This window comes from Streptomyces sp. NPDC055962 (genome assembly GCF_042270185.1).
Lineage (GTDB): Bacteria > Actinomycetota > Actinomycetes > Streptomycetales > Streptomycetaceae > Streptomyces.
In genome coordinates this window covers 177,632-191,758 of the sequence record NZ_JBHJYN010000008.1, presented here as the reverse complement: position 1 = coordinate 191,758, position 14,127 = coordinate 177,632, and the positions used below count along the sequence as shown (strand labels likewise).

General features: G+C 73.2%; 15 protein-coding genes. 7 read left to right on the top strand and 8 right to left on the bottom strand.

Annotated elements, in window-relative coordinates; all coding sequences use genetic code 11:
• Positions 1-159: 159 nt before the first annotated feature.
• Genes ACFC51_RS23335 through ACFC51_RS23325 form a run of 3 tightly spaced genes read left to right on the top strand, consistent with a single transcriptional unit; the run spans position 160 to position 3,218 of the window.
• Entirely contained in the window at positions 160-1,278 is a 1,119-nt protein-coding gene (locus ACFC51_RS23335; protein WP_376380938.1) for an ABC transporter permease, read from the top strand.
• Positions 1,275-2,198 carry an ABC transporter permease gene (locus ACFC51_RS23330; protein ID WP_376530600.1) on the top strand — a complete coding sequence of 308 codons (924 nt, stop codon included), beginning with the start codon at positions 1,275-1,277 and terminating at the stop codon, positions 2,196-2,198. The genes ACFC51_RS23335 and ACFC51_RS23330 overlap by 4 nt, the downstream gene beginning before the upstream one ends.
• Before the next feature lie 24 nt (positions 2,199-2,222).
• Positions 2,223-3,218: an ornithine cyclodeaminase family protein gene (locus ACFC51_RS23325; RefSeq protein ID WP_376380944.1), complete on the top strand. Its 996-nt coding sequence runs from the start codon at positions 2,223-2,225 to the stop codon at positions 3,216-3,218.
• 188 nt (positions 3,219-3,406) lie between these two features.
• Here ACFC51_RS23325 and ACFC51_RS23320 read toward each other — a convergent pair whose 3' ends face one another.
• The gene (locus tag ACFC51_RS23320) at positions 3,407-3,709 is read right to left on the bottom strand and encodes a helix-turn-helix transcriptional regulator (RefSeq protein ID WP_376378760.1); all 303 of its coding nucleotides are present in this window, start codon (positions 3,707-3,709) and stop codon (positions 3,407-3,409) included.
• Between the two features lie 65 nt (positions 3,710-3,774).
• Between ACFC51_RS23320 and map the strand changes: the two genes are divergently transcribed.
• Genes map through ACFC51_RS23305 form a run of 3 tightly spaced genes read left to right on the top strand, consistent with a single transcriptional unit; the run spans position 3,775 to position 5,952 of the window.
• Entirely contained in the window at positions 3,775-4,548 is a 774-nt protein-coding gene (map, locus tag ACFC51_RS23315; RefSeq protein ID WP_376530598.1) for a type I methionyl aminopeptidase, read from the top strand.
• Positions 4,549-4,594: 46 nt separating this feature from the next.
• A complete protein-coding gene (locus ACFC51_RS23310) occupies positions 4,595-5,104 on the top strand; it encodes a YbaK/EbsC family protein (protein WP_376378754.1) in 510 nt (169 codons plus the stop codon).
• Positions 5,101-5,952 carry an EamA family transporter gene (locus ACFC51_RS23305; protein ID WP_376530596.1) on the top strand — a complete coding sequence of 284 codons (852 nt, stop codon included), beginning with the start codon at positions 5,101-5,103 and terminating at the stop codon, positions 5,950-5,952. Before ACFC51_RS23310 ends, ACFC51_RS23305 begins: the two co-directional genes overlap by 4 nt.
• A gap of 9 nt (positions 5,953-5,961) precedes the next feature.
• Here the strand turns inward: ACFC51_RS23305 and ACFC51_RS23300 are convergent, their stop codons facing one another.
• The 6 genes from ACFC51_RS23300 to ACFC51_RS23275 all read right to left on the bottom strand — a co-directional run bounded on the left by ACFC51_RS23300 (position 5,962) and on the right by ACFC51_RS23275 (position 11,135).
• Positions 5,962-6,462 (bottom strand): GNAT family N-acetyltransferase, encoded by a 501-nt coding sequence (locus ACFC51_RS23300; RefSeq protein WP_376378748.1) that lies wholly within the window; start codon positions 6,460-6,462, stop codon positions 5,962-5,964.
• Positions 6,463-6,505: 43 nt separating this feature from the next.
• Positions 6,506-7,324: an SDR family NAD(P)-dependent oxidoreductase gene (locus ACFC51_RS23295; protein WP_376530593.1), complete on the bottom strand. Its 819-nt coding sequence runs from the start codon at positions 7,322-7,324 to the stop codon at positions 6,506-6,508.
• A complete protein-coding gene (locus ACFC51_RS23290; RefSeq protein ID WP_376378766.1) occupies positions 7,321-8,481 on the bottom strand; it encodes a serine hydrolase domain-containing protein in 1,161 nt (386 codons plus the stop codon). Before ACFC51_RS23290 ends, ACFC51_RS23295 begins: the two co-directional genes overlap by 4 nt.
• A 77-nt stretch (positions 8,482-8,558) precedes the next feature.
• Entirely contained in the window at positions 8,559-9,329 is a 771-nt protein-coding gene (locus tag ACFC51_RS23285) for an energy-coupling factor ABC transporter ATP-binding protein (RefSeq protein ID WP_376378742.1), read from the bottom strand.
• Entirely contained in the window at positions 9,326-10,087 is a 762-nt protein-coding gene (gene cbiQ / locus ACFC51_RS23280) for a cobalt ECF transporter T component CbiQ (RefSeq protein ID WP_376378739.1), read from the bottom strand. The genes ACFC51_RS23285 and cbiQ overlap by 4 nt, the downstream gene beginning before the upstream one ends.
• A 1-nt stretch (position 10,088) precedes the next feature.
• Positions 10,089-11,135 carry an energy-coupling factor ABC transporter permease gene (locus tag ACFC51_RS23275; protein WP_376378737.1) on the bottom strand — a complete coding sequence of 349 codons (1,047 nt, stop codon included), beginning with the start codon at positions 11,133-11,135 and terminating at the stop codon, positions 10,089-10,091.
• Between the two features lie 177 nt (positions 11,136-11,312).
• Here ACFC51_RS23275 and ACFC51_RS23270 point away from each other — a divergent pair, with 177 nt between their 5' ends.
• Entirely contained in the window at positions 11,313-11,699 is a 387-nt protein-coding gene (locus ACFC51_RS23270; RefSeq protein WP_376378734.1) for an SsgA family sporulation/cell division regulator, read from the top strand.
• Positions 11,700-11,825: 126 nt separating this feature from the next.
• Here ACFC51_RS23270 and ACFC51_RS23265 read toward each other — a convergent pair whose 3' ends face one another.
• A complete protein-coding gene (locus ACFC51_RS23265) occupies positions 11,826-14,039 on the bottom strand; it encodes an MMPL family transporter (protein WP_376378731.1) in 2,214 nt (737 codons plus the stop codon).
• Between the last annotated feature and the right edge of the window lie 88 nt (positions 14,040-14,127).

The following is a 14,127-nucleotide window of genomic DNA, read 5'->3' as shown; positions in this document are numbered from 1 at the left end:
GACGCCCCCCAGCCTCCGATGCCCGACACGCCCACCGGCGAGGACGGCGCCCGCCCGGCCGTCCGGGGCCGCGGCGCAGACCGTCCCCCGCACCACCCGCCTCCCGGTCGCCCCCACCCGGCCCGGACGCGTGCACACCCGCCACCCCGAGGAGCCGCCATGTCGCCCCCACCGCTTCCCCTATCCACCCCCGCCCCGGTTCCCGCGCTCCGCACGGCGCGGGCCCGCATCGCTCCGGCCCTGAGGCACCCGGTCGCCGTCGGCCTCCTCGCGGTCGTGCTCGCGGGCGCGGCGGGGCTCGGACTCGTGCAGGGCGCCGGGACGGACCCCGCGGTCGCCTGGGACGCCCTCGTCGAGGGCATGTTCGGGTCGCCGTACGCCGTCGGGAGTTCGCTCAACTCGGCCGCTGTGCTGGCCCTCATCGCCACCGGGTTCACCGTCGCCCACCGCGCGGGGCTGGTGAACGTGGGCGGCGAGGGGCAGCTCTGTGCGGGCGGACTGGCCGCCGCCGCGGTGGGGACGGCGCTGCCCGCGGGCGTCCCGGCCGCGCTCGGTGTGCCGCTGGTCCTCGTCGCGGGGTGCGTGGCGGGCGGCGCCTGGGCGGGGATCGCCGGCTGGCTGCGGGCGAAGCGGGGCACCAGCGAGGTCATCACCACGCTCCTGCTCAACTTCGTCGGCGTGGGACTCGTCTCGGTGGCCGTCCACGAGGAGGCACTGCTGCGCCAGCCGGTGACCTCGTCGGAGACGCTGCCGCAGTCCGCGCCGCTCCCCGAGGGTGCCCGGCTTCCGCTGATCGGTTCCGTCGAGTCGCCCGCGACCGCGATCGTCGTCGTCGCGGCCGTCGCCGCCCTGGTCACCGGTGTGGTGCTGCGCCACACGGCCGTCGGACTGCGGCTGCGCTCCGTCGGCCACTCGCCGGCGGCCTCGGCCCGGCTGGGACTCCCCGTGGCCCGTCTGGAGTCGGGCGGTCTGGCCTTCGCCGGGGCCGCTGCGGGTCTCGCCGGCGCGGCGCTCGTCGCGGTCGCGCCGTACGTGCTGGCCGAACACTTCTCCTCCGGCTACGGCTTCTCCGGGCTCGTGGTGGGCCTGCTCGCGCGCGGCTCGCTGACAGCCGTGGCAGCCGTGTCGCTCCTCTTCGGCTTCCTCACCAACGGCGGCATCAACCTCCAGCTCGCGGCCGGGGTTCCCGCCTCCTCCGTACAGATCGTGCAGAGCCTGCTCGTCCTGTTCGTCGCCGCGGCCATGTTCGGGACCACACGCAACGGGAGGGCCTCATGAGCGCGGTCGTGGAGGAACTCGCCTCCGGTGGGGTGCGCCTCGCGGTGCCGCTCCTGCTCGCCTCCTCGGGTGAGCTGCTGAGCGAACGCGCCGGCGTCCTCAACCTCTCCGTCGAGGGCATGATGCTGACCGGCGCCTTCGCGGGCGCCGCCGGGGCCCTGGCCTCGGGGAGCGCGGGGGTGGGCGTGCTGGCGGCCCTCGCCGCGGGCCTGCTCTTCGCGGCTCTCCAGGCCCTGCTCAGCGTGGTCCTGCGCGCCGACCAGATCGTCACGGGCATCACCGCGAACGCCTTGGCGCTCGGGGCGACGACGTACGGCTCCCGTGTCTTCTTCGGCGACGGGGCGGCGGACTCGGTGCCCGGGTTCGATCCGATCGCCGTTCCCGTCCTGCACCGCATACCCGTGCTGGGCCCCGCCCTCTTCGAGCAGACCGTCCTCGGTTACGCGGCGTTCGCCGTCGCCGCCGCCCTGGCCCTGGGCTTCAGCAGGCGTACGGGGTGGGGTCTGGCGGTCGACGCGATCGGGGAGGACGCGACCACGGCGGACCGCTGCGGTCTTCCGGTACGGGCCGTACGGTTCGCGGCCGTGCTGCTCACCGGGGCCGTCTCGGGCCTGGCGGGCGCCCAGCTCGCCCTGTCCGAGGTGCACGCCTTCAGCGACAACATCACCGGCGGCATCGGATACCTCGCGGTCGTCGCGGTGATCGCGGGCCGTTGGCGTGCCTGGCCCACGATCGCGGCCTGCCTCTTCTTCGGGGTCGCGCAGGCACTGCAGTTCGCGGCGCCCGCACTGGGGCTGCACCTGTCCGCCCCGCTCCTGACCACGCTGCCGTACGTCATCGCGCTGCTCGCGGTGAGCGGGCTGGTCGGCCGGAGCCGGGCGCCGTCCGTGCTCACCGTCCCCTTCCTTCGCGGCACCTGACCACTCCCCTGAGGACGTAGAGACATGACACTGATCCTGACCCGCTCGGACATCGCGGCGCTGCTCGCGGACGTACGGGAGGACGTCGAGAAGGCGGTGGCGGACTGCCATCTGGATCTGGCCCTGGGCAGGGCGGTCCTGCCTCCCCCGCCGGCGATGCCGCTGCCGGGGTCGGACGGGACGTTCCTCGCGATGGCGTCGGCCTCCGCCCCGGCCGGCCTCGCGACCGTGAAGCTCCTCGCGGACCTCCCTGCCAACCGCGAACGGGGCCTGCCCGTGCAGCGCTCGGCCGTGCTGGCGGTGTCCGCCGCGACGGGTGCGTGCGAGGCGCTCCTGGACGGCGCCGAGGTCACCCGCGCCCGGACCGCCGCCGCCACCGCCGTCGCCACCCGTGCCCTGGCCAGGCAGGACGCGCGGGTGCTCGGGCTCGTCGGGACGGGCCCGCTGGCCCGCGCCCATGCCCGTGCCCTGCTTCCCGGCCGCTCCTACGACCGGATCGTGCTGTGGGGGCGTGATCCGGGCCGGAGCCACGAGCTGGCCGCCTGGATCGGCTCGGAGCTCGGTGTGGACGCGGCGGTGCTGGCCGGACCGCGGGCCGTCGTGGAGGCCGCGGACGTCCTGTGCACGCTGACGCCGTCGCGGGAACCGCTGGTCCGGGGCGCGTGGCTCTCCCCCGGCCAGCACGTCAACGCCGTGGGCGCCCCGCCGCGCCCCGACCACCGGGAGATCGACACGGAGGGGGTCGTACGCAGCCGGATCGTCGTCGACGCCTTCACGACGGCCCGCGCGAAGTCCGGCGAGGTCCTGATCCCGCTCGCCGAAGGCGCGCTCACCGAGGACGACTTCCGCTGCGAACTCGGCGAGGTCCTCGCGGGATCGAAGCCCGGCCGGACCTCGGAGGCCGACCTCACGCTCTTCGACTCGGTGGGCGTCGGCCTCCAGGACCTGGCGGTGGCCCGGCTGCTGATCGACGCCGCCCACGAGCGGGGCACGGGCACCCGCGTCGACCTCGGCAGCTGACCCCGGAGCGGCGGCGGGCCACCCTTGCCCGCCGTCTGCCGTCCGACGGCCGACGGACGGCGGACGGCGGACGGCGGACGCCGGCCGACGGACGGCGCCGGGCCGGCTGCGACGGCAGGGGCGCCCGAAGGCCGTGCCTGCGAGGCACGGTCGACGCCCGTCCCCCGGGCGGCCGCCTGGGGAGCCGCCTACGCGCTCAGCTGCTCGGGCGCGAGGTGCCCGGCGTCCGCCGGTCCGGCCCCGTCGTCGGACCGGCTGATCTCGGCCCACACGGCGTCCAGGGAGAGGCCGAGGACGTCCGCGATCACCGCGATCGTCGGAAAGGCGGGGGTGGCCACCCGCCCCGACTCGATCTTCCTGAGCGTCTCCGGGGAGACACGCGCGGCGAGCGCGACCTCCAGCATCGAGCGTTCCCCCCGGGCCCGGCGCAGCAGGACGCCGAGGTGCCGGCCGCGTGCGACCTCTTCGGGAGTGAGCGGCAGTCTGACCATGGGGCCGATTCTAGTACCGGTATAGTTTGACCGGTATAGTTGTTGGTACCTGAGGGAAGTGGCACATGATCGAGATCCTGAACCCCGCCCTGCTGGACCGGGCGAGAGACACGGGCGCCCTGGTCGCGGAGATCCTGCGGACGATGAGGAGCCGGAGCACGGTCGGCACGAACCTCCTGGACATCGACCGGTGGACCAAAACCATGATCGCCGAAGCGGGGGCCGAATCCTGCTACGTCGACTACGCGCCGTCCTTCGGGCGCGGCCCGTTCGGCCACTACATCTGCACCGCCGTCAACGACGCCGTGCTCCACGGGCGGCCCCATGACTACACGCTCGCCGACGGCGACCTGCTCACCCTCGACCTGGCCGTCTCCAGGCGCGGAATCGCCGCGGACGCCGCCATCAGCTTCGTCGTGGGCACCGCGCGGCCCGCGGAGAGCGTCGCGATGATCGAGGCGACCGAGCGCGCACTGGCCGCGGGGATCGCCGCCGCCGGCCCGGGAGCCCGCATCGGCGACCTCTCCCACGCCATCGGCACGTCGCTCGGCCGGGACGGATATCCGGTCAACACCGAGTTCGGCGGCCACGGCATCGGGTCGACGATGCACCAGGACCCGCACGTCCCGAACACCGGGCGACCCGGACGCGGATACACCCTGCGCCCCGGCCTCCTGCTGGCTCTGGAGCCGTGGGTCATGGCGGACACCGCCGAGCTCGTCACGGACGCCGACGGGTGGACCCTCCGGAGCGCCACGGGCTGCCGTACGGCGCACAGCGAGCACACCATCGCCATCACCGAGGACGGCGCCGAGATCCTCACGCTGCCGAGGCCCTAGGGGATCGTTGTGGTGTGCGCGCGGCCGGTTCAGTAGCGTGCGGGGCATGAGCACTTCCGACGCCACACCCGTCGCGTCCTCCTCGGACGCCCACCCCCGGTTCGCGGAGGCCCTCCAGGAGCTGGGGCTCCAGGTGGAGGTACGCCGCTTCCCCGACGCCACCCGTACCGCGGTCGAGGCCGCTGCGGCGATCGGCTGCGACCTCAGCCAGATCGTCAAGTCCCTGATCTTCGAGGCGGACGGCGAGCCCGTCCTGGTTCTGATGGACGGCGCCTCGCGGGTGGACGTGGAGCTCGTACGCAGTGAGCTGGGCGCCGGAAAGGTCGGGCGGGCCCGGGCCGACCTGGTGCGGGAGACCACCGGTTACGCGATCGGCGGCGTGCCGCCCTTCGGCCACCGCACGCGGACCCGGGTACTGGCCGACCGGGGCCTGCTCGCCCACCAGGCGGTGTGGGCCGCGGCGGGCCACCCGCACGCCGTCTTCCGGCTCGACCCCGCCACCCTGATCGAGCTCGCGGGCGGCACCCTCGTCGACGTCCGCGAGCGGACCGCGTGACCCCTCTGGTGGCGGCTGCCGTCCTGGCCGCCGCGATCACGCACGCCAGCTGGAACGCCATCGCCCACGCCATCCGCGACCAGCTGCTGTCCTTCACCCTGATCTCCGGCGGCGGGGCGCTGTTCGGCCTCCTGCTGGCCTGTGCCGCGCCCCTCCCGGCGGCCGGGGCCTGGCCCTACCTGCTCGCCTCGGCGGGCCTGCACGTGGCGTACATGCTGCTGCTGATGCGGTCGTTCACCCTGGGCGACTTCGGCCAGATGTATCCGATCGCCCGGGGCACCGCTCCCCTCGTCGTGACGGTGCTGGCCGCCGTCTTCCTCGGCGAACGCCCGGACGGCTGGGCGACGGCGGGTGTGGCGGTGGCCTCCGCGGGACTCGTCGGGCTCGCCCTGTGGGGCATCCGCGGCTCCGGGGAGCGCCCCCACCGGCCGGCGGTCCTGGCGGCCCTCGCGACCGGCCTGGCCATCGCCGGCTACACGACGGTCGACGGGGCCGGGGTGCGCGCCTCGGGCACGCCTCTCGGCTACATCGGCTGGCTGATGCTCGTGCAGGGCGTCGTCATCCCCGCGTACGCCTACTGGCGCAGGCGGGGTGAACTGGTGCGCCAGGTCGCCCCCTTCACCGCGCGCGGGCTCCTGGGCGCCGCCCTGTCGGTCTCCGCGTACGGCCTCGTCCTGTGGGCGCAGACGAAGGCCCCGCTCGCTCCGATCGCCGCGCTCCGCGAGTCGTCGATCATCGTGGGCGCCGCGATCGGGACCATGGTCTTCAAGGAGCGGTTCGGCGCTCCACGGATCGCGGCCGCCGGGCTGATGGTGATCGGCATCGGGCTGATGCTGCACACGAGTTGACCGGGCGGCTCAGAACCCGCCCGTCGGGGCGACCAGCTCCACCACCACCTCGTCGTCCTCCCGCGCACCCGTGGGACGGAAGCCGAGCGAGGTGTAGAGGTGCGCGGCCACCGTGTTGGCCGGGTCGTAGGAGAGCCGGATCACCTCGCAGTCCTCGCGGCGCGCGAGCCACCCGGTGAGCGTGCGTACGGCAGCGCGGCCGAGGCCCTTGCCCTGCTCGAGACCGTCCACGACCATCCCGCCGATCCAGTACGAGCCGTCGTCGTCCCGGGCCCACATCACGTGCCCGGTCACGGTGTCGTCGCCGTGGACGGCGAGGGAGTGCCAGGTGTCCTCGTACAGGGACAGCAGCAGGTAGCGGGCGGCCAGCGGGGCGACATGGTCGCGCTGGCCGTCCAGCGGTGCGATGTCGGCGACCGCGCGCCAGTTGTCGCCGTCCACCTCGCGCAGAGTGACATGACGGCCCGTCCGGTCCGTGAGGCCGTGGTCGATGAGTCCGTGATCGGTCATCCGGGCAGGTTAGGCGGCGCGACCCGGTCCCGGCGACCCCGTTTCAGCGCTCCTCCGCCACGCGCTCCCCTGGCGTCGGCTCCCCGGCCATCGCCGTGCGGAAGCCCGTGTTGACCCCGAGGAGACCGCCGTCCACGCGCAGCGTCGTACCGGTGATCCAGGCCGCGTCCCGGGAGGCGAGGAAGGCGACGGCGGAGGCGATGTCCTCCGGCTCGCCGATCCGGCCGAGCGGGTAGAGGGCGCTCGCCCGCTCCAGCGCCGCGTCGCGGCCCGCCCAGGCGTCGGTGCGGATCGTGCCCGGCGCGACGAGGTTGACGCGGACACCACGCGGTCCGGCGTGGCCCGCGAGTGTACGGGTCAGACTCGCCAGGCCGGCTTTGGCCGCGCTGTAGGCGTGACCGCCGAAGTCCTGCTCGCCGTTGACCGATCCGATGGTGACGATCGCCCCCCGGCCGGACTCCACGAGGTGCGGCAGCGCGGCACGTGAGCAGCGGTAGGGGCCGCTCAGGGTGATGTCCAGGGTGTGTTCCCAGGATGCGTCGTCCTCGTCCTCGAAGAGCGCGGCGTCGTCGTGGTTCGCGTAGGCGCTGTTGACGAGGACGTCGAGCCGGCCGAAGGCACCCGCTGCATGGGCCACCGCCGCGTCGACCGCGTCCCGGTCGCCGACGTCGCAGGCCAGGGACTCGGCGGTGCCGCCCGCCTCGCGTATCCCGGCGGCGGTGCGGGCGGCGCGGCCGGCGTCCAGGTCGGTGACCAGGACGGCCGCGCCCTCCGAGGCGAGCCGGCGGGCGGTGGCCGCCCCGATGCCCTGTCCGGCTCCCGTGAGGAGCGCGGCGTACCCGTGGAAGCGTGGTGAAGTCATAGCGCCGACCGTACTGCCCTGACCAGGGCCTGGGCGCGGGGATCGGCGGTGACTCCCTTCTGCAGACCGTTCGTCACATAGCCCAGTGCGATGCCCGATTCGGGGTCGGCGAACCCCAGCGAGCCGCCCCGGCCGGGATGCCCGAACGAGCCGGGTCCGAGCAGCGGTGCGGACGGGCCGTGCAGCATGTAGCCGAGGCCGAAGCGGGTGCTGACGACCAGCACCCGGTCCGGGCCCGCCGACTCCTCGGTGCGGGCCAGGGTGAGGGTGGCGGGGGCGAACAGCCGGTGCCCGTCGACCTCGCCGATCATCGCGGCATAGCAGCGGGCCAGTCCGCGCGCGGTGGCGACGCCGTTGGACGCGGGGAGTTCGGCCGCGCGGTAGGCGGGGGCGTTCTCGTCGGGGAAGGGGTCGATCGCCCCGAAGGCGCGGCGGGTGAGCGAGGCCGGGTCGCCGTACGCCTCGACGACGGACCGCTTGGGGCGCATCCGCAGGGTGCCGCCGTTCTCGGCCGGCGGGGGTTCGACGGGTCCGATCCGCCCGATCCGGTGCGCCTCGTCCTCGGGGAGCCCGAACCAGAAGTCCAGACCGAGCGGACGGGCGATCTCCTCGGCGACCCACCTCCCGATGGTGCGCCCGGTGACCCTGCGCACCAGTTCGCCGACGAGCCAGCTGTAGGTCTGGGCGTGGTAGCCGTGGTCGGTCCCGGGCTCCCACTGCGGCCGCTGGGCGGCGACGGCCTCCGGCCCGGAGGTCTGGTCGGCGGCCTCCTCGGGGGTCAGCGCCGTGTCGAGGGCGGCCACCCCCGCCCGGTGGGCGAGGAGATGGCGCACGAGGACGCGTTCCTTGCCGTTCGCCTTGAACTCCGGCCAGTACGTGCCGACCGGGGCGTCCAGGTCCACCTGCCCGCGCTGGTGCAGCAGCAGCGGGACGGCCGCGGCGATGCCCTTGCCCGCGGAGCGCACGATCTGCACGGTGTCCACGGCCCAGGGTTCGGCGCCGTCGACGTCCCTCGTGCCGGCCCACAGGTCCACGACCTTGCGGCCGTGCCGGTAGAGGGCGACGGCCGCTCCCCGTTCCCCGCGCTGTTCGAAGTTACGGACGAAGGCGTCCCGTACCGCCTCGAATCCCGGTGCCACCGTGCCTCGTACGTCCACGCCTGCTCCCGCACTCCCGCTCATCCCTCCATGGTGCATCCCGCCGCAGGTGGAACGGGGGGCGGGTCACCATCTGTTCATGGACGCGGAACGGACACGGAACGCGGATCGAAGCCGAAGGGCAGCTCCAGCCGGTGGCTGCGCATGAGTGCGTCGTCGCACAGCAGGTCCTGCGTGCGGTCGTCGGCGGCGATCACCCCGTCGCTGAGGACGACCGCGCGCGGGCAGAGTTCGAGGGCGTACGGCAGGTCGTGGGTGACCATCAGCACGGTGACGTCCAGGGAGCGCAGGATGTCGGCGAGTTCGCGGCGGGAGGCGGGGTCCAGGTTGGAGGAGGGCTCGTCCAGGACGAGGATCTCCGGCTCCATGGCGAGGACGGTGGCGACGGCGACCCGGCGGCGCTGGCCGAAGGAGAGGTGGTGCGGGGGCCGTGCGGCGAACTCCTCCATGCCGACCCGCCGGAGCGCGGTGACGATCCGGTCCTCCAGTTCGGCGCCGCGCAGCCCGGCCGCGGCGGGGCCGAAAGCGACGTCCTCGCGGACCGTCGGCATGAAGAGCTGGTCGTCGGGGTCCTGGAAGACGATGCCGACGCGGCGGCGGATCTCGGCGAGGTTCCGCTTCTCGACGGGCAGCCCGGCGACCCGGACGGTGCCGGCTCCGGCGTCGAGGATGCCGTTGAGGTGGAGGACCAGCGTGGTCTTGCCCGCCCCGTTGGGCCCGAGGAGCGCGACGCGTTCGCCGCGGGCCACGGTGAGGTCGACGCCGAAGAGGGCCTGGTGGCCGTCGGGGTAGGCGTAGGCGAGGCCGCTGACCTCCAGGGAGGGCGCGGGTGCGGTGGGCAGGCTCATACGGTCCATCCCAGCAGACATACGACGAGGGCGAGCACGGGGAGTGCCGCCGCATGCGCCCACTGGGTGCGGGAGGCGGTCACCTCGTCGATCACCGGCATGGTGCCCGTGTAGCCGCGGCTGACCATCGCGAGGTGGACGCGCTCGCCGCGCTCGTAGGACCGGATGAAGAGGGCACCCGCCGTCTTGGCGAGGACCCCCCACTGCCGGACCCCGCGGGCCTCGAAGCCGCGGGAGCGCCGGGCGATCGACATGCGGCGCAGCTCGTCGGTGATGACGTCGCCGTAGCGGATCATGAAGGACGCGATCTGGACGAGCAGCGGGGGCATCCTGAGCCGCTGGAGACCGAGCAGCAGGGCCCGCAGTTCGGTGGTGGAGGCGAGGATCACCGAGGCGGCGACGCCGAGGGTGCCCTTCGCCAGGACGTTCCAGGCGCCCCAGAGTCCGGGGACGCTGAGGGAGATACCGAGCACCTCGGTCTGCTCACCGGGCACCACGAACGGCATGAGCAGCGCGAAGGCGACGAACGGCACCTCGATGGCCAGGCGCTTCAGCAGGAAGCCGGGCGAGAGCCGGGCCACCGCGGCGACGGCGGCGAGCAGCGCGGCGTACAGCGCGAAGGCCCAGACGGCCTCGCGCGGCGTGGAGACGACGGCCACGACGAAGCAGAGGACGGCGGCGAGCTTGCAGTGCGGGGGCAGGGTGTGGACGGGCGAGCGTCCGTCCCGGTAGAGCGTGTGGGCGTGGCCGGCACCCATGTCAGACGGACTCGGCGGTGCGGGCCGCGGGCGTACGGCGCTTGCGGACGACCCAGAACACCCCGGTGCCGACGGCGACCGTGACACCGACACCGATCACTCCGGCGAGGCCTCCGGAGACACGGGCGTCGGCGATGTCCTTGACGCCGTAGTCGGCCAGCGGGGAGTCGGCCGCGCCGTGCTCCTGGACCTTCTCGTCGATGCCCTTGTCGGCGGCGACCTTCTCCAGGCCGTCGGGGCTCGCGGAGGCGTAGAAGGAGACGAAGCCCGCGAGGACGAGGGCGGCGACCATGCCCGAGGCCCACACCTTGCGGGTGGAGCGGGCGGCGGCGGGAGCGGGCGAGGGAGCGGCAGCCGGGGCGTCGACGAGTTCGCCGTCGACGCGGAGCTTGAGCGGGGCGGCGAGCCCGCGGGCCCCGTGCACCAGGTCGGGGCGCACGGCGATGACGGCGCCGACGGTCAGCGCGGTGATCGCCGCCTCCCCGATGCCGATCAGGACGTGGACGCCGACCATCGCGGTGAGGACCTTGCCGATGGGGACGTCGGTGGTCCCGCCGACGGCGTAGATCAGGGTGAAGGCCACGGCGGCGGCCGGCACGGAGACCAGTGCGGCGACGAAGGCCGCGACGGTCGTCGACCGGCGGGTGCGGGGCAGGACCCGGGTCAGCCCGCGGAAGAGTGCGTAGGCGACGACGACGGTGACGACCCCCATCACCGTGATGTTCACGCCGAGGGCGGTGAGGCCGCCGTCGGCGAAGAGGATGCCCTGCATCAGCAGCACGACCGCTATGCAGAGCACCCCGGTGAAGGGCCCGACCAGGATCGCCGCCAGCGCCCCGCCCAGAAGGTGCCCGCTGGTGCCGGCGGCGACCGGGAAGTTCAGCATCTGCACGGCGAAGATGAACGCGGCGACGAGCCCGGCCAGCGGGGCGGTCCGCTCGTCCAGCTCCCGCCGGGCGCCCCGGAGACTGACGGCGACCGCGCCGGCGGCGACGACACCTGCGACGGCGGAGACGGGTGCGTTGATGAAACCGTCGGGTACATGCATGGAGTGGCTCCGCTTTCGGGCGTCAGTGCGGGCGGGGTCGGGAACCGCTCAATGATAGTGCCCTGTTGCAAACAGCTCGCAAGAGCACAGGGACGCCAAGTACCCCACCCCCGACATGCCCAAATGGGAAAATATGGGACATTAGGGGAAGAGATTTTCACACAGGAGGAGCCGGCCATGTCCCTCGTGATCCAAGAACACGCCCGAGCCCGGCTCATCACCGACGGCCCCGACCCCCGACTGGTCCCCGTCGAACTGCGCTACGACCCCGAGGAGCCGGACACCGTCCGCCTCCGGCTGCCCGGAGGCGTCGACTGGGCCTTCGGCCTCGACCTCCTGGAACGCGGCCTGCGCTCCCCCGCCACCCGCGGCGACGTACGGATATGGCCCTGCGGCCGGGCCCAGCTGGTCCTGGAGCTGCACTCACCGGAGGGCGTGGCCGTCCTCCAGTTCGACATCGGCCCCATGATCCGCTTCCTGGCGCGCACCCGCCCGAAGACGGCGAAGCGTCCGCCGGCCACCTCCGCCGCACCCGCCTCCGCCACGCCCGTCACCCGCGCCTGAAGACGACGAAGAGCCCTCGTGCCGCGTGCACGAGGGCTCTTCTCCGCTCCGGTCCCCCGTCCCCACAGGTAACCGGCGCTCCGGGGCCGCGCTCCGCTCAGACGCGGACCCCGGGGTACGGGTGGGTCACACGCGGACCAGTTCCCGCTCGCCGCCGCCCTCGGCGGGGCCGTCGGAGAGGTCCTTGCGCAGGCCCTCCCCCTCGACGTCCACGTTGGGCAGCACCCGGTCGAGCCAGCGCGGCAGCCACCAGGCACGCTTGCCGAGCAGGGCGAGCACCGCGGGCACGATGGCCATGCGGACCACGAACGCGTCGAAGAAGACGGCGATGGCCAGCGAGAAGCCGATCATCTTGATCATCTGCTCGGAGGAGCCGATGAAGCCGGCGAAGACGGCCATCATGATCACCGCGGCTGCCGTGACCACGCGTGCCCCGTGCTTGAAGCCGGTGACGATCGCCTGGCCGGAGGACTCGCCGTGGACGTATGCCTCGCGCATCCGGGTGACCAGGAAGACCTCGTAGTCCATGGCGAGGCCGAAGACCACGCCGACCATGAAGATCGGCATCATGCTCATGATCGGACCGGTCTGCTCGACCCCGAAGAGCGAGCCGAGCCAGCCCCACTGGAAGACCGCGACGACCGCGCCGAGGGCCGCGACCACCGAGAGCAGGAACCCGAGGGCCGCCTTCAGCGGGACGAGGACCGAGCGGAAGACCACCATCAGCAGCAGGAACGCCAGGCCGACGACGAGCGCCAGGTAGGGCAGCAGCGCGTCGTTCATCTTCTGCGAGAAGTCGATGTTCATCGCCGTGGCACCGGTGACGAGCACCTCGGCGCCGGTCTCGCTCTTGATGTCCGCACCCGCGTCACGGATGGAGTGGACCACGTTCTCCGTCTCGACGGAGCTCGGCCGGTCCTTGGGGATGACCGTGATCGTCGCGGTGTCGCCGGCCTTGTTGAAGGTGGCCGGGGCGACGGCGGCGACGCCACCGGAGCTCTCGATCTCGTCGGAGACCCTGCTCACCGCGGCCTTGCCGTCGGAGCTGTTCGCGGTGTCGACGACGACCATCAGCGGACCGTTGAACCCGGGGCCGAAGCCGTCGGAGAGCATGTCGTACGCCTGGCGCTGGGTGGTCGACTTCGGCTGGGCGCCGTCGTCCGGGAGGCCCATCTCCAGCGAGGCGGCCGGTACGGCGATCGCACCGAGGCCGAGGACGCCCACCAGCAGGACCCACACCGGCCTGCGCAGCACGAACCGCGCCCAGCGGGTGCCCATGTTCGGCTTCGCCTCGGGCTGGTTCTCCGCCTCGGCGGCCTTGCGCGCCTTGCGCCCCATGACCCGCTTGCCCGCGAAGCCCAGGAGTGCCGGGACGAGGGTGAGCGCGATGAGCACGGCGATGGCGACGGTGCCGGCGGCGGCGAAGCCCATCTTCGACAGCATCGGGATGTTGACGACGGCGAGGCCCACCAGTGCGATGACGACGGTCAGACCGGCGAAGACGACCGCGGATCCGGCCGTGCCCACGGCCCGCCCGGCAGCTTCCTCCCGCTCCCTGCCCTCGGCCAGTTCGGCACGGTAGCGGGAGACGATGAAGAGCGCGTAGTCGATGCCGACCGCAAGGCCGATCATCATCGCGAGCGTCGAGGTGGTGGAGCCCAGGTCCAGGACGTTGGCCAGCGCGGTGATCGTGGAGACCCCGATGCCCACCCCGATGAGGGCGGTCAGCAGCGGGAGCCCGGCCGCGATCAGCGAACCGAAGGTGATGACCAGGACGACGGCGGCGATGGCGACGCCGATGATCTCGGTGGCCCCCGTCTCCGGCATCACCTGGAGGGCGTCACCGCCGATCTCCACCTTCATCCCGCTGCTCTGGGCGTCGTGGCCGACGTCCTCCAGGGCCTCACGCGTCGAGTCGGTCAGCTCCATGGAGCTGACCTTGTAGGACACCGAGATGTAGGCGGTCGAGCCGTCCTTGCTGACGGCGTTCGCCTTGTACGGGTCGGCGACCGAGGCGACCTGGTCCGAGCCGGACTTCAGCTCGCCCACGATGTCCTGGATCTCGGCCTTGTCGGCGGCCGCGGTGACCTTCTCACCGTCGGGGGCCTGGAAGACGATCCGGGCGGACGCGCCGTCGGCGCTGCCGCCGGGGAAGCGCTCGTCCAGCAGGTCGAAGGCCCTCTGGGCCTCCGTGCCGGGGATCGAGAAGGAGCTGGAGGTGGCGGTGGCGGCCGAGGACGCGCCGAATCCGGCCAGCGCCAGCAGCGCCACCCAGATCAGGGCGACATAACGGCGGCGCCGGAAGGCGAGCCGTCCGAGTTTGTACAGGAATGTAGCCACGGAGGGGGTACTCCCGGTCAGGTCGTTGAGTGGAATTGGGCGTGAGGAACCAGCCCGACGACGAGAGCGGCGTGTCAGGTGGAGCGTC